General features: G+C 62.0%; 18 protein-coding genes. 9 read left to right on the top strand and 9 right to left on the bottom strand.

Annotation, left to right across the window (positions count from 1 at the left end; genetic code table 11):
* Positions 1–27 precede the first annotated feature (27 nt).
* Entirely contained in the window at positions 28–165 is a 138-nt protein-coding gene (locus KBW81_RS11335) for an entericidin, EcnA/B family (RefSeq protein WP_090189131.1), read from the bottom strand.
* A gap of 204 nt (positions 166–369) precedes the next feature.
* Positions 370–1,119: an alpha/beta fold hydrolase gene (locus KBW81_RS11330; RefSeq protein WP_254247242.1), complete on the bottom strand. Its 750-nt coding sequence runs from the start codon at positions 1,117–1,119 to the stop codon at positions 370–372.
* 78 nt (positions 1,120–1,197) lie between these two features.
* Between KBW81_RS11330 and KBW81_RS11325 the strand changes: the two genes are divergently transcribed.
* Complete coding sequence (locus tag KBW81_RS11325; RefSeq protein WP_254247241.1) at positions 1,198–1,569, top strand: hypothetical protein; 372 nt, start codon at positions 1,198–1,200, stop codon at positions 1,567–1,569.
* A 139-nt stretch (positions 1,570–1,708) separates the two neighbouring features.
* Here the strand turns inward: KBW81_RS11325 and KBW81_RS11320 are convergent, their stop codons facing one another.
* Together KBW81_RS11320 and glyA are read right to left on the bottom strand one after the other, a co-directional pair.
* Positions 1,709–2,365 (bottom strand): DsbA family oxidoreductase, encoded by a 657-nt coding sequence (locus KBW81_RS11320; protein WP_254247240.1) that lies wholly within the window; start codon positions 2,363–2,365, stop codon positions 1,709–1,711.
* A gap of 139 nt (positions 2,366–2,504) precedes the next feature.
* A complete protein-coding gene (gene glyA, locus KBW81_RS11315) occupies positions 2,505–3,800 on the bottom strand; it encodes a serine hydroxymethyltransferase (RefSeq protein WP_090189137.1) in 1,296 nt (431 codons plus the stop codon).
* Between the two features lie 172 nt (positions 3,801–3,972).
* Between glyA and KBW81_RS11310 the strand changes: the two genes are divergently transcribed.
* A complete protein-coding gene (locus KBW81_RS11310; RefSeq protein WP_254247239.1) occupies positions 3,973–4,737 on the top strand; it encodes an NAD kinase in 765 nt (254 codons plus the stop codon).
* A 111-nt stretch (positions 4,738–4,848) separates the two neighbouring features.
* Positions 4,849–5,031, top strand: a complete 183-nt coding sequence (locus KBW81_RS11305) for a CsbD family protein (RefSeq protein WP_090189141.1) — start codon at positions 4,849–4,851, stop codon at positions 5,029–5,031.
* A 106-nt stretch (positions 5,032–5,137) separates the two neighbouring features.
* On the opposite strand, the gene KBW81_RS11300 is transcribed toward KBW81_RS11305, so the two are convergent.
* From KBW81_RS11300 to KBW81_RS11290, 3 genes are all read right to left on the bottom strand, one after another.
* A complete protein-coding gene (locus KBW81_RS11300; RefSeq protein WP_254247238.1) occupies positions 5,138–5,797 on the bottom strand; it encodes a thermonuclease family protein in 660 nt (219 codons plus the stop codon).
* 150 nt (positions 5,798–5,947) lie between these two features.
* Positions 5,948–7,840, bottom strand: coding sequence for a propionyl-CoA synthetase (locus KBW81_RS11295; protein ID WP_254247237.1), 1,893 nt, complete (start codon positions 7,838–7,840; stop codon positions 5,948–5,950).
* 351 nt (positions 7,841–8,191) lie between these two features.
* Positions 8,192–10,486 (bottom strand): NADP-dependent malic enzyme, encoded by a 2,295-nt coding sequence (locus KBW81_RS11290; RefSeq protein ID WP_090189147.1) that lies wholly within the window; start codon positions 10,484–10,486, stop codon positions 8,192–8,194.
* A gap of 248 nt (positions 10,487–10,734) precedes the next feature.
* On the opposite strand from KBW81_RS11290, the gene KBW81_RS11285 reads away from it, so the two are divergent.
* On the top strand, positions 10,735–11,544 hold the full coding sequence (locus KBW81_RS11285) for a lysozyme family protein (protein ID WP_254247236.1): 810 nt from the start codon (positions 10,735–10,737) through the stop codon (positions 11,542–11,544).
* Positions 11,545–11,651: 107 nt separating this feature from the next.
* Here KBW81_RS11285 and KBW81_RS11280 read toward each other — a convergent pair whose 3' ends face one another.
* On the bottom strand, positions 11,652–11,834 hold the full coding sequence (locus KBW81_RS11280) for a hypothetical protein (protein WP_254247235.1): 183 nt from the start codon (positions 11,832–11,834) through the stop codon (positions 11,652–11,654).
* Positions 11,835–11,913: 79 nt separating this feature from the next.
* Positions 11,914–12,126: a DUF3072 domain-containing protein gene (locus tag KBW81_RS11275; protein WP_090189153.1), complete on the bottom strand. Its 213-nt coding sequence runs from the start codon at positions 12,124–12,126 to the stop codon at positions 11,914–11,916.
* Positions 12,127–12,242: 116 nt separating this feature from the next.
* On the opposite strand from KBW81_RS11275, the gene KBW81_RS11270 reads away from it, so the two are divergent.
* Genes KBW81_RS11270 through upp form a run of 5 tightly spaced genes read left to right on the top strand, consistent with a single transcriptional unit; the run spans position 12,243 to position 16,753 of the window.
* Positions 12,243–12,659, top strand: a complete 417-nt coding sequence (locus tag KBW81_RS11270; RefSeq protein ID WP_090189155.1) for a cytidine deaminase — start codon at positions 12,243–12,245, stop codon at positions 12,657–12,659.
* A 4-nt stretch (positions 12,660–12,663) separates the two neighbouring features.
* Entirely contained in the window at positions 12,664–13,965 is a 1,302-nt protein-coding gene (locus tag KBW81_RS11265) for a thymidine phosphorylase (RefSeq protein ID WP_254247234.1), read from the top strand.
* The gene (locus tag KBW81_RS11260) at positions 13,966–15,141 is read left to right on the top strand and encodes a phosphopentomutase (protein ID WP_254247233.1); all 1,176 of its coding nucleotides are present in this window, start codon (positions 13,966–13,968) and stop codon (positions 15,139–15,141) included.
* Positions 15,138–16,124 carry an adenosine deaminase gene (locus tag KBW81_RS11255; protein ID WP_254247232.1) on the top strand — a complete coding sequence of 329 codons (987 nt, stop codon included), beginning with the start codon at positions 15,138–15,140 and terminating at the stop codon, positions 16,122–16,124. The genes KBW81_RS11260 and KBW81_RS11255 overlap by 4 nt, the downstream gene beginning before the upstream one ends.
* On the top strand, positions 16,121–16,753 hold the full coding sequence (upp, locus tag KBW81_RS11250; protein WP_254247231.1) for a uracil phosphoribosyltransferase: 633 nt from the start codon (positions 16,121–16,123) through the stop codon (positions 16,751–16,753). Before KBW81_RS11255 ends, upp begins: the two co-directional genes overlap by 4 nt.
* Positions 16,754–16,813 lie beyond the last annotated feature (60 nt).

Here is a 16,813-nt window from a genome sequence, read left to right as displayed (position 1 = left end):
AAATAGGCCTTCTGGGACAGGGTGGGGTTACAGATCCGACTGCACGGCGCGGGTCTGGGTCGTGATCGCTGTGCCCGTCGCGGTCAGGTCTTGGCCAGCACCTGCGATGGTGTTGCAGGCGGTCAGGGCTGTCAGAACGGCAAAAAGCGAAAGAATGCGTGTCATGCGAGTGTCTCCGGTCGCGAAGGGGAATGATTTTCCAAGTCTTATGACATTGTGCAATCGCGCGCGACGGAAAGATGCAGCGGCTGCGTATTATGTGGCACAAACGCCAAACCGCAGGAGCGATCCAATGCAAAGCCTTCCTTATATCTTTGTCAGCCTGATGGGCGGGCTGTGCCTTGCCGCTTTTCTGACCTCTGCGGTGATCTAGGCGTCCAGAAAGGCGCGCACCGCAGCTTCAACCGCGCGGGGCTGTTCGGCGTGCAGCCAATGGCCTGCGTCTGGCACGGTTTCGATCAAAGCGGCGGGAAAGGCGGCATGGATGGCGGGTGCCGCGCTGTCCGGGACATAAGATGAGTTTGCGCCGCGCAGAAACAGGGCGGGGCCGTCGAACTGGCCCGCAGGCGCTGGCCAGCCGACAATCTGGGGCATATCGCGGGCCAGAACGTCAAGGTTCAGCTTCCAGCGTTTGTTTTGCAGATCAAGGCTTTGCAGCAGGAACGCCGCCGTGCCTGCGTCAACGTCCATCTGGTCGGCGGCATCCTTGCGCGATGTGATCTGCGATAGGTCCACGCCTTGCATGGCGTGCAGCGGGCCGTCTTGAGAGTGATCGTAAGGGGTAGGCGCGATGTCAGCGACGATCAGTTTGTTGATCAGCGCAGGCCGGGTCAGCGCCAACATCATCGCCGCCTTGCCGCCCATCGAATGACCCATGACGTCCATCTTGGGGGCGATCCCTGCAATGACCTCGGCCAGATCGGCGGCCATGTCGGCATAGCTGTGGCTGTCCATCGCCGGGCTGTCGCCGTGGTTGCGCATGTCGACGGCCACGACTTGGCGGGTGTCCGATAGCCGTTTTGCAATCACGCCCCAATTTCGGGCAGAGCCAAACAGGCCATGGACGATCAGCAGGGGGGCCAAGTCAGTCGGGGTGCCGTGGGTGATTGTGTTCAGCATGTCGCAGGCCTGTATCATGTTGGGTTTCGCGCCGCCCCGGGGCTTGAGAGGGCGCGGCCCCATCGCTACCACAGGGACATGGTTGCTGACACCCTTTCCCGCAAAAATGCGCGTATCCGGTCCGAGCTGCAGGCAAAGCTGGGGCTGAATGGTCGCACGCTGGAACAGCAGGCCAGCAAGGTTGGCCGCAGCCTGCCGCGCGCTGTGATCCGCGATCTACGGGCGGTGGTGCGGGCGGATGTGGCGCAGGGCAACCCGAAGCTGGCGCGCATGGCCGATACGGCGGCGACCGGCAGATGTGCCGACCGGGTGCTGGCGCATCTGAGCGGTATTGATCGCGGGGCACTGCGGCAGACGCGGATCCTGCGCAAGCTTGCGGCTTGGTCAGCAGCCGGGATCGCAGTGTTTGTGGTGGTGATTTGGGTGCTGCGGGTGCAGGGGCGGATTTAGAATTGTGCAGCTAGGTGGATCGACCCAGCAAAGCTGGGCCGATCCTTGGGGGCGCTGCCCGCCGCCGGCTGGTTCTTGAACCAGTGGCGCACCAACCGGCGACCCCCCGAGGTATTTTAGACCAGAAGAAGGGGGGCCGTTACGCGGCGGGGAGGGCGGCCAGTTGGTCGAGGATGCTGCCGTAGTTTTCGGCACCTTGGGCCCCGGTGACGAGGTGTTTGCGATCAAAGATCACAGCGGGCACGCCGCTGATGCCTTGGCTGGTCCAGAACTTTTCCTCGGCGCGGACGCCTTCGGCGTAGCGTTGATCGTCCAGCACGGCGCGGGCTTCCGTGGCGTCTAGGCCGATGGAGGCTGCGATTTTCACGAGGGCATCGGTGTCGGACAGATCGGCGTTGTCGGTGAAGTGGGCCGAGAAGAACGCCTGTTTCAGATCATGGCCGCGGTCCAATGTGTCTGCCCAGTGGATCAGCTGATGCGTGTTGAATGTGTTGTGCATCCGCGTGTCGGGGCCGAAGGAAAAGTCGAAGTCCAGCTCTTTGCCCAAATCGGTCAGGCGCTTGCGGTTGGCTTCCGACTCGGCGGCGGTGCTGCCGTATTTTTCCATGATATGTTCGGACATGTTTTGGCCAGACGCAGGCATGCCGGGGTTCAATTCAAACGGGTGCCAGTGCAGGTCATAGTCGGTGCCTTTGGCATCAAGCGCTTGTTTCAGCTGGCGATAGCCGACGATGCACCACGGGCAGACCACGTCTGATACGATGTCGATACGAAGGGGCTCTGGGCGGTCAGTCATGGCAGTATCCTTTGGAATTGGTCCGCCTGAGGTGGGGCGCTGCGGCGCGTAAATCAAGGGGGCGCTGCGCGAAGTCATTGCCGTATAACGCAAAAGGCCGCCGCAGGGTGCGACGGCCTTTGTTTGTATTCTGCAAAAATTACAGGTTCGGGTAGATCGGGAAGCGGTCGCACATGGCTTCAACCTCGGCGCGGACCTGCGCTTCGACTTCGGCGTTGCCCTCTTCGCCGTTGGCGGCAAGGCCGTCGACGACCTGGCCAATCCAGCGGCCGATCTGGCGGAACTCTTCTTCGGTAAAGCCGCGTGTCGTGCCTGCGGGAGAGCCGAGGCGCACGCCAGAGGTGATGGTCGGCTTTTCGGAATCGAAGGGGATGCCGTTTTTGTTGCAGGTGATGTGGGCGCGGCCAAGGGCGGATTCGGTCGCGTTACCCTTGACGCCTTTGGGGCGCAGGTCGACCAGCATCAGGTGCGTGTCGGTGCCGCCGGTAACGATATCAAGGCCGCATTTCATCAGCTCGTCTGCCAGCGCCTGTGCGTTCAGCACGACCTGCTTTTGGTAGTCCTTGAAGCCGGGGCGCAGCGCCTCGCCGAAGGCGACGGCCTTGGCGGCGATCACGTGCATCAGGGGGCCGCCCTGAATGCCCGGGAAAATGGCCGAGTTCACCTTTTTCGCGATGTTTTCATCGTTGGTCAGGATCATGCCGCCGCGCGGGCCGCGCAGGGTTTTGTGCGTCGTCGTGGTGGCTACATGCGCGTGCGGGAAGGGCGAGGGGTAAAGACCCGCAGCGACCAGACCGGCAAAGTGCGCCATATCGACCAGCAGATAAGCGCCGACCGAATCTGCAATCGCGCGCATTTTCTCAAAATCGATGATGCGGGGAATCGCAGAGCCGCCAGCGATGATCATCTTGGGCTGGTGTTCAGCGGCCAGTTCGGCGACCTGATCGTAGTCCAGTTCCAAGTCCTGCGCGCGCACGCCGTATTGAATGGCGTTGAACCATTTGCCCGACTGGTTCGGCTTTGCGCCGTGGGTCAGGTGGCCGCCAGCGTCCAGCGACATGCCAAGGATCGTGTCGCCGGGCTGCAGCAGCGCCTGAAACACACCTTGGTTTGCCTGAGAGCCGGAGTTCGGCTGCACGTTGGCAAAGTCACAGGAAAACAACTGCTTGGCGCGGTCGATGGCAAGGTTTTCAGCCACGTCGACATGTTCACACCCGCCGTAGTAGCGCCGGCCCGGGTAGCCTTCGGCGTATTTGTTCGTCATCACGCCGCCCTGCGCTTCCATGACGGCGGCGCTGACGATGTTTTCGGATGCGATCAGCTCGATCTCTTTGCGCTGGCGGCCAAGTTCGGCGTCCATGGCTTTTGCAATTTCAGGATCACGGCTGGCCAAAGATTCGGTGAAGAAGCCGTCGTCACGGGTGGGGGCGTTCATGGCTGTTCCTTTCGGGCATGATAACGAGGTTTGCACGCCTTCTACGCCAATTGGCGCAAGGTCAAAAGCGGCAAAACGTCCCGCTAGGTCAATCTGCTGCGATGGCGCGTGCTTGCGTTTCAGATGGGATCAGACGACAAAACCCGGCACGCTTGTTAAGGATGACGCCTCTATGCCCCGATTGCGGATCGCTTTTACGGCCAGCAACGCCCCCCTTGCCCAAGAGGCGTTGGCCGAGTTGACCCAGCGCCATGGCAGCGTCGCACCCCAAGAGGCGCAGTATATTGTTGCCTTGGGGGGCGATGGTTTCATGCTGCAAACGCTGCACGCCACGCAGGCGCTGGATGCCCCGGTCTACGGGATGAACCGCGGCACGGTCGGGTTCCTGATGAACGAATACGAGGATGAAAAGCTGGCGCAGCGGCTGCAGGACGCAGAAGAAGAGATTATTAACCCGCTGATCATGACGGCGCTGGCGGCGGACGGGTCGATGCACACGGCGCTGGCGATTAACGAGGTGTCCTTGCTGCGCGCAGGTCCGCAGGCGGCCAAGCTGCGCATCACCGTGGATGGCACGCTGCGGATGCCAGAGCTGGTTTGCGACGGCGCGCTGGTCTGCACCCCTGCGGGATCGACGGCGTATAACTACAGCGCGCATGGACCGATCCTGCCGATTGGGTCGGACGTCTTGGCGCTGACAGCGATGGCCGCGTTCCGGCCGCGGCGCTGGCGCGGGGCGCTGTTGCCGAAAAAGGCGGTGGTGCGGATTGACGTGCTGGACGCGGAAAAGCGTCCTGTGATGGCGGACGCCGACGGCAAATCCGTGCGCAATGTGGTCAGCGTCGAGATTCAGTCCGACCCCAGTATCCGCCACCGCATTCTGTTCGACCCCGGCCACGGGCTAGAGGAACGCCTGTTCCAAGAGCAATTCACCTGACACGAAAACGAGAGCAGTGCGGAACCTAATACGCCGCCGCTGGTTTGTTCAGCAGACGGGAAGCGCGGCAATGATTGGCGCCAACCCCCGACCAAAACAGGAGATTTCCTCATGGGCGAACTGACTGACAAAATGAAAGCCGCAGGCAACAAAGCTGCGGGTTCCGTGAAAGAAGCCATCGGCGACGCGACCGACAACGAGCGTCTGGAAGCTGAAGGCAAAGCGCAGAAAGCCAAAGGCGCTGTGCAAGACGTGACCGGCACCGTGAAGGGTGCGCTGGGCGACGATATCTAAAGACCCAAGCGACTTATTCTGGAACCCCGTCTGTGCAAACAGGCGGGGTTTTTGTTTGTTTGGGCAGGCTATCGAAACCCTTGTCGCAAGAGAGGTTATGTTGTGATTACTTCGGCGCAGGTGGCGACGTACGTTTCTGGATCTTATAGTTTTCCCAGACCTGCATTCGGCCCTTTTGTCTTGCATCGGCGAGCCACATTTTCTTTCGCGCGTTCGGCACCTCTAGTTCCCGGTATTCCCCATCTGAGAATTTGGGCCAGTCGATTGCTAACCCTTGTTTGACCATCTCTGCTGAAAGGTCACGGCCATCGGGAAGAGTGCAGCGCGCAACCGTGCGTCCGTGGGTGTCCGCGTTGATGACTTCAGCCCTGACAAGGTGGCCTTTACACAGGTTGTGCAGTGCCCATTTCGCATTCTTACCGTGGGGATGATCCAATTCAGGGGCATCAACGCCGAACAACCTGATTTGCGTCTTTTGAATGCGCAGAGTGTCGCCATCGACAACATAGGCGTGACCCTGAATGACCTGTGCTGCAGGAACGGGCGGTACCTGTAATTGCGTGCTTTGGGTTGGCGGGGTGCGGGTGATTGGCTGACTATAAGCCTCCGATCGCCAGCGCGGGAAATGCACCACTGAATCGTGCGAATTTTCGTACCGCTTGGATCTGTGTTTGTTGCGTCGCTTGCGGCCACGGGTCAGTTTACGTTCCAGCCAAAAGACACCGATTGCGGCGATGACAAGTAATACGAGCAGATCTTCAGACAACGACGTAAACCTTCAAAAAAATATTGGCACACTAATTTTAGGGCTGTTCGTAAAACACTGCCCGGTTGCCAAAATATTTTCAAGGATTACTTAAGATTGCAAAAGAGCCCCCCCCCCCCCCCCACTCGGTACCGAGCGGGGGGCTTTTAATTACGCCCCGCCATACCCCAGCGGTTTCAATGCCGTGCGAATTTCGTCCAAGATCGCCGGGTCGTCAATCGTTGCGGGCATCTTAAAGTCCGCGTTATCGGCGATGCTGACCATCGTGCGGCGCAGGATTTTGCCAGAGCGGGTTTTGGGCAGACGGTCCACCACGACGACCAGTTTGAAGGCGGCGACGGGGCCGATTTCTTCGCGGACCATGCGGATGCAATCCTTTACGATGTCCGCGTCCGTGCGGCTGGTGCCTTTGTTGGTGCACACAAACCCCATGGGCAGTTGGCCCTTCAGCTCGTCCGTGACGCCGATGACGGCGCATTCGGCGACGTCGGGGTGGTTGGCAAGGATCTCCTCCATCGCGCCGGTGGACAGGCGGTGGCCAGCGACGTTGATGACATCGTCGGTGCGCGCCATGACGTACAGATAGCCGTCCTCGTCCATCAGGCCCGCGTCGCCGGTTTCATAGTAGCCGGGGAAGGTGGTCAGGTAGGATTTGATAAAGCGATCCTCTGCCTGCCACAGGGTCGGCAGGGTGCCGGGGGGCAGGGGAAGCTTGATCGCGATGGCACCGAGCGTGCCGCGCGGGACCTCGTGCCCGCCTTCGTCAAGGATGCGGATGTCATAGCCGGGCAGGGCGACGGTGGGGCTGCCAATTTTGACGGGCAGCGCCTCTATCCCGGCGGGGTTGCCGACCATGGGGAAGCCGGATTCGGTCTGCCACCAGTGGTCGTAGACCGGGACCTTCATCACGTTTTGCGCCCAGATGATCGTGTCCGGGTCAGCGCGTTCGCCAGCAAGATAGAGGGCGCGGAGCGAGGAGATGTCGTAGTCCTTGATCAGTTCGCCCTTGGGATCATCGCGCTTGATGGCGCGAAAGGCGGTGGGGGCGGTGAAAAAGCTGCGGACCTTGTGGTCTTGGATCACGCGCCAGAAGGTGCCCGCATCGGGGGTGCCGACAGGCTTGCCTTCGAAGACAACAGTGGTGTTGCCGTGGATCAGCGGACCATAGCAGATATAGCTGTGGCCCACGACCCAGCCGACGTCGGAGGCGGCCCAGAACACCTCGCCCGGGTTGACGTTATAGATATTTTTCATCGTCCAGTTCAGCGCGACAAGGTGTCCCGCTGTGGCGCGGACCACGCCCTTGGGCGCGCCAGTGGTGCCAGACGTGTAGAGGATATAGGCCGGGTGATCGCCGGCGACGGGGACGCATTCGGCTGGCGTGACGCCCTGCTGCACGGCGTGCCAGTCGTGGTCGAAGCCGTCCGTCATATCGGCGCGGCACTGTTCGCGCTGCAGGATGACAGTGAAGTCGACCTTGTGCTTGGCCTGCGCGATGGCCCCGTCGATCAGCGGTTTATAGGCGACGGTGCGCCCCGGCTCGAGCCCGCAAGAGGCACCGATGATCGCCTTGGGCGTTGCGTCGTCGATGCGGACCGCCAGTTCGTGCGCGGCGAACCCGCCAAAGACGACCGAATGCACTGCACCGATGCGGGCGCAGGCGAGCATGGCGACAAGCGCCTCTGGCACCATCGGCATGTAGATGATGACCCGGTCGCCCATGCCGATGCCCTGAGCGCGCAACGCGCCAGCAAGGGATGCGGTGGCGGTTTGCAGCTCTGCAAAGGTCATGCGGCTGACGCTGTGCGTCATCGGGCTGTCGTGGATGATGGCAACCTGATCGGCGCGGCCATTTTCGACATGGCGGTCAACCGCGTTGTAGCAGGTGTTCACCTGCGCATCGGCATACCAGCTGTAGATTGGCGCTTTGCTGTCATCGAGGGCGCGGGACGGTGGTTTCACCCAGGTGATCGCTTGCGCGGCCTTCATCCAGAACGCCTCTGGATCGGTTTGCCAGCTTTTGTAGATGTCAGCGTAAGTCATAAGTCCCGTCCTCCCAAACGTCGCTAGGTTAGGGATAGAAGGGCGGGTTTCGGCGGGCAAGGGCGGTGTGCGGGTAAGGGCGGCGGATGTGTGAATTTATTGACAAATCCGGGGGGCGGTTGGCCCCGGCGGGCCAACTGGAGGCGCTGCCTCCAGACCTCCGAGGTATTTAGGACCAGAAGAAGGGGGGAGGGAGGGGGCGCTGCCCCCGCCGCTGCGGGGGATATTTGGGACGAGAAGAAGAGGGCGCGGTGTGGATTTGGCACGATTGGCGAAACGGTCAGGCCGCACCTGCGCGCCGCTTTTTGGGCGGCGGCAGGTGCGGTCTTAAGGTCGGTGGCTGCGGCAGGACTATTCGTAGTGCGAGACGGGCGTGCCTGCGATCGCGGACATGTTCAGCAGGCCGCGGGCGGTAATGGACGGGGTCACGATATGGGCGCGGTTGCCCATGCCCATAAGGATCGGGCCGACTTCGAGCGCGTTGCCCTTCATTTTCAGGATGTTGCGCACGCCAGAGGCCGCGTCGGCATTGGCAAAGACAAGGCAGTTCGCCGCGCCGTCCAGATGTGCGCCGGGGAAGATCCGGTTGCGGAGTTCGACGTCGAGGGCGCTGTCGATGTGCATTTCGCCTTCAAAGCTGAAATCGCGGGGCTGGCTGTGCAGGATGTCCATCGCCGCGCGCATGCGGCGGCCAGAGTTGCTGTCCATATTGCCGAATTGGCTGTGCGAACACAGCGCGATCTTGGGCTCGACCCCAAAGCGGCGGATGTGGCGGGCGGCACCGATGACGGTTTCGGCGATCTGCTCTGGCGTCGGCTCTTCGTGGACTTGGGTGTCGGCGATGAACAGGTTGCCGGTTTCCAAAATCATCAGCGACAAGGCTGCGACGGGGTGCAGGGTTTCATTGCCGAGGATCTGTTGGATGTAGTTCCGGTGCCACAGGTATTGGCCGAAGGTGCCGCAGATCAGCGAATCCGCCTCGCCGCGGTGGACCATGACCGCGCCAATGGCGGTGGTGTTGGTGCGCATGATGGCGCGGGCCAGGTCAGGGGTCACGCCCTGACGGGCCATGATTTCATGGTAGGTGCCCCAGTAATCGCGGTAGCGCGGATCGTTTTCCGGGTTCACGATTTTAAAATCGACGTCGGGCCGGATATCAAGGCCGGCACGTTCGCAGCGGGCGGCGATCACCTCTGGGCGGCCGATCAGGATCGGCTCTTCGGTGGTTTCCTCCATGATCGCTTGAGCGGCGCGCAGGACGCGTTCGTCCTCGCCTTCGGCAAAGACGATACGGCGGCTGGCGGTGCGGGCTGCCTCGAAGACAGGGCGCATGATGAAGGCGGATTTGAACACCGAGGCGTCGAGCTGGCGCTTGTAGGCGTCCATATCTGCGATGGGCCGGGTGGCGACGCCGGTGTCGCAGGCGGCTTGGGCCACGGCGCTGGCGACGACACCCATCAGGCGCGGGTCGAAGGGTTTCGGGATCAGGTATTCGGGGCCAAAGGTCAGCTGCTCGCCTTTGTAGGCGGCGGCGGCTTCTGCGCTGGTGGTGGCGCGGGCCATGGCGGCGATGCCTTCGATGCAGGCAATCTTCATCTCGTCATTGATCGTGGTTGCACCTGCGTCGAGGGCCCCGCGGAAGATGAAGGGAAAGCATAGCACGTTGTTGACTTGGTTCGGAAAATCGGACCGGCCTGTGGCGATGATGGCACGTGGGTTCACGGCGCGGGCGGCACCTGGGTCGATTTCCGGGTTCGGGTTGGCCAAGGCGAAGATGATCGGCACTTCGGCCATTTTGGCGACCATATCGGGGGTCAGCACGCCGGGGCCGGACAGGCCAAGGAACACGTCCGCCCCGTCGATCACGTCAAGCAATGTGCGCGGCTGATCACCTTGGGCGTACTCCGCCTTTTGGTCGGTCATGTCGAGCTCTCGGCCTTTGTAAACAAGGCCTTGCAGGTCGCAAAGGAAGACGTTCTTGCGCTGCACGCCCAGTTTGAGCAGCATGTTCAGGCAAGCGATACCGGCAGCGCCGCCGCCGGTGGACACGACTTTGACGTCGGCAAAATCCTTTTTCGCGATGCGCAGGGCGTTTGTGATGCCCGCGCCGACGACGATGGCGGTGCCGTGCTGGTCGTCGTGAAAGACGGGAATGTTCATCCGCTCGCGGCAGATTTTTTCGACGATAAAGCAGTCGGGGGCTTTTATGTCTTCAAGGTTGATCGCGCCGAAAGTGGGTTCAAGCGCACAGACGATTTCGGCCAGTTTGACGGGGTCTGGTTCGTTCAATTCGATATCGAAGCAGTCGATATTGGCGAATTTCTTGAACAGGACGGCCTTGCCTTCCATGACAGGCTTGGACGCCAGCGCGCCGATATTGCCAAGGCCCAGCACGGCGGTGCCGTTGGTGACGACGCCGACCAAGTTGCCGCGCGTGGTGTAATCGCGGGCCGTGGCGGGGTCTTTTTTAATCTCGAGGCAGGCCTCGGCGACACCGGGGGAATAGGCGCGCGACAGATCGCGGCCGTTAGCCAGCGGCTTAGTCGCGCGGATTTCCAATTTGCCGGGGCGCGGGAACTGGTGGTAGTCCAAAGCCGCCTTGCGCAGGCTGTCTGATGGGGTGTCGTCTTTATCGGCGGGGGTCATGGCCGGGCGGTCCTTTCAAGCGATAGTTTACCCCTAAACCATCGCCATGTCGGACGCTAGGTCAGCGCAACGGTGCAAAGGGATCATTTCGCATGGGATGCGTGTCTTGCCGCAATTTTTGACTGATGGCTGGTTCTGAACTGCCGCGGGGAACAGCGCGCCGGCTAAGGGCAAATATTTCTGCCGCCAACGATTTATCAACATTTATCGCACAGGTTCGCCCGGAATGAAGTGTAAAAGGGCCCCTCATGACGCTGTTCAGAAAGCTGTCGTTGATGACATTCCTGCTGGGACTGGTGATCGCTGTGCCGGAAATCGCACCAGCAGATGCGTTGTCATTGGCGGGACGGGCACCGATCCTGCAGGGGCGGGTTGCTATGGTAAGTATCGCGCCCCGGCAGGACACGGCACAGCCCCCTGTTACGGTGGCCAGCCTGTTTGTCGGGGACGAGGGGAAAAGCTTTTTCGCGCCTTATCCCGTGCGGTTGCGGTCCCAATCCGGGGGCGGCGACGTGGTGGATGATGTGCGGTTCATCCGCTCTGCTCCGTCTGGTGCTCAGTCAGGGGCGCTATCTGGGGGCGCACCGGCGGACCGGGTCCGGCATCTGATTGCCGCGGCAGAGGCGGGGCGTCACGGTTATGACGCGGTGCAATATGGCGCGACGCGTAAGCCCGCAGCGCGGCCTACTGATATGACGATCGAGCAGATTTACGCATGGATCAAGGCGACGCCGGGCCAGCCCCATGCCATTGGCCGTTATCAGTTTATCCCGGCTACCTTGCGGCGGCTGGTGGATATCACGGGGATCGATCACCGCGCAAGGTTCTCGGCCGAGGTGCAGGACGCGCTGGCAGATGTGCTGCTGGAAGAGGCCGGATTTCGAGAGGTGCAGGCCGGACGCATCGGGCGGCGCACCTTTATGAACAATCTGGCTAAGATTTGGGCCGGATTGCCGAATTCCACAGGCAAAAGCCACTACCATGGATATGCAGGTAATCAGGCGACAATGACATGGGCCCGGTTTGATGCGGAAATGGCGATGATCTTTCCCGGATAGATGGTTCTGCGATTGGGCGGGGATCAATGCATCGTCAGATACTGGTGCAATGGCGTAGGGTCGCCATCGCGCGGCACGTTTGTGCCTTTAACGTGATGCCGCGTTGATCAGCGCTTTGACGATTCAGCATCCAGCTGCGACGACAGGCGATTGATCATATCGTCCGCCCGGTCAGAGGTCATCTGATCGCTAAACGGATGGCCGGTCTTTTCGCACAGCTCTTGCAGGATGGCGGCTTGTTCACCGTTCATCATGTGGTGGTCTTCGGTCATGTTTGGTCCGGTCGTCATCTTGTGGCTCCTATAAAAAGTGTTCGGTTTGCAAAAATGGCGATCGTTAAAAACAGCCTCGGGGAAACAGCTGTAACAGTTAAAGGTTCAGGTCCGTATTCAGGTGGCCGCGCAGCTCTTCGATCCGGGCCAGCGCCTGCGATTGGGTCAGGCTGGCGTCGAAGGGTTCGGACGCTTCGCCGCAAAGCACTTGCAGCAGATCGGCCTGATCGCCGGTCATGGGGCTGTCGCTGCCCTGCGGCAGATTGCCTGCGTCGTCAGCAAGGATCGGTTTTGCGGTGGGCGGTATCATATCGGCCTCCTTCTTGTGATGGTTCAACGCTGGGTCATGCGTTTGGGTTCCCCTTGTCGCCTTGCATCCGGGGGCGCTGGGCTTCACTGTTATCCCAAATACCGGAGATTCCTTTCATGTCCCATTCTGACCCCGCAACCGCCGATCTGATCGCGGCCGCGACCGCTGTACGCCTGAATGCGCACGCGCCTTATTCCCGCTTTTTGGTGGGGGCTGCCATTCGCATGACCGACGGCAGCATCCACGTTGGCTGCAATGTCGAGAACGTCGCTTATCCCGAAGGCACCTGCGCCGAAGCGGGCGCAATTGCAGCCATGTGCGCCGCAGGCGCGCGCGATGTCGCGGCCGTTGCGGTTATCGCGGATAGCCCCAAGCCCATCAGCCCCTGCGGCGGGTGCCGCCAGAAGCTTGCGGAGTTTTGCGGGGGCGACGTGCCTGTTACGCTGACGACGCTCGACGGCGTCACGCAAGAGACGACGGTCGCCGCGCTGCTGCCCGGGGCCTTCGATCAGGCCTATATGAGCAAGGTCTAAGATCATGGATGCTAGGGCGATTATAGCGCAGGTGCGCAAGGGTCAGACGCCGCCGCAGGCCGATTTATCGGCGTTTGCACAGGGGTTGGCGACGGGCGCGGTGTCGGACGCGCAGGCCGGGGCCTTTGCCATGGCGGTCTGTTTGAACGGGCTGTCGGACGCGGGGCGTGTTGGCCTGACGGCGGCGATGCGCGACAGCGGCGATGTGCTGGCATGGGATTTGGCGGGGCCGGTTGTCGACAAGCATTCGACCGGCGGCGTGGGCGATTGCGTGTCACTGATCCTAGCGCCGATGTTGGCGGCCTGCGGGGTCTTTGTGCCGATGATTTCGGGGCGCGGGCTGGGCCACACGGGCGGCACGCTAGACAAGCTAGAGGCCGTTCCGGGCGTCAGCACTGACGTGAGCGAAGCGCGGTTGCGCGCCATCGTGGCCGAGGTCGGCTGCGCGATTGTCAGCGCCACGGGGCGCATCGCGCCGGCGGACAAGCGGCTGTATGCGGTGCGCGATGTGACAGCGACGGTGGATTCCGTGGACTTGATCACCGCCTCGATCCTGTCGAAAAAGCTGGCGGCGGGGCTGGGGGCCTTGGTGCTGGACGTCAAATTCGGCAGCGGCGCTTTCATGAAAACCGAAGCCGAGGCGCGCGCGCTGGCGCAGGCGTTGGTTCAAACCGCGCGCGGGGCAGGGTGCCCGACCGTCGCTGTGCTGTCGGACATGAACCAACCGCTGGCCCCCAGCCTGGGCAATGCGACAGAGCTTGCGACCTGCATGGAAATCCTGTCCGGCGCACCGGAAGCCGCGCCGCGTCTGGTGACACTTGCGCTGGCGCTGGGCTGCGAGGCATTGGGCCTTGCGGGCTGGCCAGAGGATAAGGCCCGCGCCGCGTTAGAGCGCACGCTGGCTGACGGCACGGCGCTGAATAGGTTCGCCCGGATGATCGCCGCATTGGGCGGCCCGCCCGATATGGATCAGGACTGGCGCACGCATTTGCCAAAGGCCCCGGTCACGCTGGCGGTCAAGGGCAGTGCGGCGGGCCATGTCGCCGCGATTGATGGCGAGGCGCTGGGTCTTGCCGTTGTCGCACTGGGCGGCGGGCGGCAAAAAGAGGGCGACCGCATTGACCCCGCCGTCGGTTTGACCGATGTGCGCAATCTTGGCGAACGCGTGGCCGTTGGTGATGTGCTGGCGGTGGTGCATGCCCGCAACGATGATGCCGCGCAGGCGGCCTGCGATGCGGTCAAGGCGGCGATCACCATCGGCGCTGCGCCGCAAGTGGGGCCGCTGATACTGGACAGGATAACTTAGATGACACGTGCTTTTCTGGTTGTGATCGACTCGGTCGGCATTGGCGGCGCGCCAGACGCGGACGCATTTTTCAACGGCAGCTTGCCAGACACCGGGGCCAATACCGTGGCGCATATCGCGCAGGCGCAGGCCCTGACCGTGCCGATCCTGGATTCGCTGGGCCTTGGCGCGGCGGTGCGTTTGGCCAGCGGCGATGACGTGCCGGGCCTTGATGCCGCACCGACCGCCGCCTGGGGTGCCGCGCAAGAGGTGAGCCCCGGCAAGGACACGCCGTCCGGTCATTGGGAACTGGCGGGCGTGCCGGTGCCATGGGATTGGACCTATTTCCCCGACACGCAGCCCGCGCTGCCAGATGATCTGACAGCGCTGATCTGCAAGCTGGCGGGCACGGATGGCGTCCACGGCAATTGCCACGCCAGCGGCACGGCGATCATCGATGCGCATGGCGCGGCGCATCTGCAGGACGGCTGGCCGATCGTCTATACCTCGGCGGACTCGGTGCTGCAGATCGCGGCGCACGAGGAAAGCTTCGGCCTCGACCGGCTTTTGAAGCTGTGCAAAGACTTGGCCCCGCATCTGCATGCGATGAAGGTTGGCCGCGTCATTGCGCGGCCTTTCCTTGGCGCGCCGGGCCGTTTTAAGCGCACGGCAAACCGCAAGGATTACGCCATCGCGCCGCCCAGCCCGACGCTGTGCGACAATGCGCAGGCGGCAGGGCGCAAGGTTTATGCCGTGGGCAAAATCGGCGACATCTTTTCCATGCGCGGCATCGACGAGAACCGCAAAGGCGAAGATCGCGCGCTGATGGGGCATCTGTCCGATTTGATCGACACGGCCGAAGACGGCTCGTTCACCTTTGCCAACTTCGTCGAATTTGACAGCCTTTACGGCCACCGCCGCGATATTGCGGGCTATGCGGGCCATCTGGAATGGTTTGATGGCGCGCTGGGCGATCTGCTGCCGCGTCTGCGGGATGGCGATCTGCTGATCGTGACCGCCGATCACGGCAACGATCCCAGCTGGCCCGGCACCGATCACACGCGCGAACAGGTGCCTGTACTGGTGCACGGCATCGGCGCGCGGGCCCTTGGGCAACTTGCTTTCGTTGATGTGGCCGCCAGCGTGGCAGACCACTTGAATATTCCACATACCGGACCAGGAAAATCCTTTCTATGACACTGCGAACACTCCCAAAAGTCGAACTGCACCTGCACCACGAAGGGGCTGCGCCGCCTGAGTTTATCAAAGGCTTGGCTGCCGAAAAGAAGGTCGACCTAAGCGCGATTTTCGACGCGGATGGCGGCTATTTGTTCCGCGACTTTGCGCATTTCCTGTCGATCTATGACGAGGCGTGCACCGTTCTGACCGGCCCGGAAGAATTCTATCGCCTGACCCGCGCCGTGCTGGCGGAAAGCGCGTCGCATGGCGTGATTTATACCGAAAGCTTTCTGAGCCCCGATTTCTGCGGCGGCGGCGATTTGGTGGCGTGGCGCGATTATCTGGCCGCGATTGCGCAGGCCGCCAAGGATGCAGAGCGCGAGGACGGCATCGTGCTGCGCGGCATCGCGACGGCTGTGCGCCACCACGGCCCCGACGCTTGCAAAAAGGCCGCGCGGGTCGCGGCGGAAACAGCGGACGGTTTCCTGACCGGCTTTGGCATGGCTGGCGCAGAGCTTGAAGGACGCCCGGGCGATTTTTCCTATAGCTTTGATCTGGCAAAAGAAGCGGGCCTGCGCCTGACCGCCCATGCGGGCGAATGGGGTGGCCCCGACCGCATCCGCGAGACGCTGGCGCTGGGCGTCGAGCGCCTTGGCCACGGCATCAAGGCAATCGAAGATCCGGCCCTTGTGCAGGAACTGGTCGACCGCGGCATCGTGCTAGAGGTTTGCCCCGGCTCGAACGTTGTGTTGCAGGCTGTCACCGGCTGGGACGCGCACCCGATTGAGCGTCTGCGCGACGCTGGCGTGCAGGTCACGATCAGCACCGACGATCCGCCGTTCTTTCACACGACCATGACGGAAGAGTTGGAAGGCCTGCAAAAGACCTTTGGCTGGGATGAAACCGATTTTCGTGCCATGAATGTCGTCGCCGCCAACGCGGCCTTTTGCGACGTGGCAACCCGCGATGCGATCTTGAAAAAACTGGAGGCAGCGGCATGACCGAACACCTGACCCACGTCACGCATCCACTGGTGCAGCACAAGCTGACCTTGATGCGGCGCAAGGAAACCTCGACCGCGGGATTTCGCCAATTGCTGCGCGAAATCAGCCAGTTGCTGGCTTACGAGGTTACGCGCAATCTGCCGATGACGACCGAGCGGATCGAGACGCCGATGCAGATGATGGATGCCCCGGTGCTGGACGGCAAAAAGCTGGTGCTGGTGTCGATCCTGCGGGCCGGTAACGGCCTGATGGACGGTATTCTAGAGCTGATCCCCAGCGCCCGCGTTGGTTTTGTCGGGCTTTACCGGGACGAAGAAACGCTGCAGCCGGTGCAGTATTACTTCAAGGTGCCGCAATCGCTAGAGGATCGCATGGTCATCGCCGTCGATCCGATGCTGGCGACGGGCAATTCGTCGGTCGCGGCGATTGATCTGCTGAAAAAAGCGGGCGCCACGAATATCCGGTTCCTGTGCCTGCTGGCCGCGCCAGAGGGGATTGCCCGCATGAAAGAGGCGCATCCCGATGTGCCAATCGTCACGGCCGCCGTGGATGACTGCCTGAACGAGCAGGGCTATATCGTGCCCGGACTTGGCGACGCGGGTGACCGGATGTTCGGCACCAAGTAGGCGTTCCGATCAGCCAACCGATTCTGTGCATGGATTCGAGAATTAAGGCATTATCAAGGT

This window comes from Loktanella salsilacus (assembly GCF_024206795.1).
Classification (GTDB): domain Bacteria; phylum Pseudomonadota; class Alphaproteobacteria; order Rhodobacterales; family Rhodobacteraceae; genus Loktanella; species Loktanella salsilacus.
Note: the sequence above shows the minus strand (reverse complement) of the source record. Positions and strands in the feature narration are given on the sequence as shown.

What these genes read in the sequence shown, in the direction of transcription:
- KBW81_RS11280 (WP_254247235.1), bottom strand. Translation starts at nt 11,834, where the DNA reads ATGACGACCGGACCAAACATGACCGAAGACCACCACATGATGAACGGT.
- KBW81_RS11255 (WP_254247232.1), top strand. Translation starts at nt 15,138, where the DNA reads ATGACACTGCGAACACTCCCAAAAGTCGAACTGCACCTGCACCACGAA.
- upp (WP_254247231.1), top strand. Translation starts at nt 16,121, where the DNA reads ATGACCGAACACCTGACCCACGTCACGCATCCACTGGTGCAGCACAAG.
- glyA (WP_090189137.1), bottom strand. Translation starts at nt 3,800, where the DNA reads ATGAACGCCCCCACCCGTGACGACGGCTTCTTCACCGAATCTTTGGCC.
- KBW81_RS11320 (WP_254247240.1), bottom strand. Translation starts at nt 2,365, where the DNA reads ATGACTGACCGCCCAGAGCCCCTTCGTATCGACATCGTATCAGACGTG.
- KBW81_RS11285 (WP_254247236.1), top strand. Translation starts at nt 10,735, where the DNA reads ATGACGCTGTTCAGAAAGCTGTCGTTGATGACATTCCTGCTGGGACTG.
- KBW81_RS11265 (WP_254247234.1), top strand. Translation starts at nt 12,664, where the DNA reads ATGGATGCTAGGGCGATTATAGCGCAGGTGCGCAAGGGTCAGACGCCG.
- KBW81_RS11330 (WP_254247242.1), bottom strand. Translation starts at nt 1,119, where the DNA reads ATGCTGAACACAATCACCCACGGCACCCCGACTGACTTGGCCCCCCTG.
- KBW81_RS11260 (WP_254247233.1), top strand. Translation starts at nt 13,966, where the DNA reads ATGACACGTGCTTTTCTGGTTGTGATCGACTCGGTCGGCATTGGCGGC.
- KBW81_RS11270 (WP_090189155.1), top strand. Translation starts at nt 12,243, where the DNA reads ATGTCCCATTCTGACCCCGCAACCGCCGATCTGATCGCGGCCGCGACC.
- KBW81_RS11310 (WP_254247239.1), top strand. Translation starts at nt 3,973, where the DNA reads ATGCCCCGATTGCGGATCGCTTTTACGGCCAGCAACGCCCCCCTTGCC.
- KBW81_RS11295 (WP_254247237.1), bottom strand. Translation starts at nt 7,840, where the DNA reads ATGACTTACGCTGACATCTACAAAAGCTGGCAAACCGATCCAGAGGCG.
- KBW81_RS11325 (WP_254247241.1), top strand. Translation starts at nt 1,198, where the DNA reads ATGGTTGCTGACACCCTTTCCCGCAAAAATGCGCGTATCCGGTCCGAG.
- KBW81_RS11275 (WP_090189153.1), bottom strand. Translation starts at nt 12,126, where the DNA reads ATGATACCGCCCACCGCAAAACCGATCCTTGCTGACGACGCAGGCAAT.
- KBW81_RS11290 (WP_090189147.1), bottom strand. Translation starts at nt 10,486, where the DNA reads ATGACCCCCGCCGATAAAGACGACACCCCATCAGACAGCCTGCGCAAG.
- KBW81_RS11335 (WP_090189131.1), bottom strand. Translation starts at nt 165, where the DNA reads ATGACACGCATTCTTTCGCTTTTTGCCGTTCTGACAGCCCTGACCGCC.
- KBW81_RS11305 (WP_090189141.1), top strand. Translation starts at nt 4,849, where the DNA reads ATGGGCGAACTGACTGACAAAATGAAAGCCGCAGGCAACAAAGCTGCG.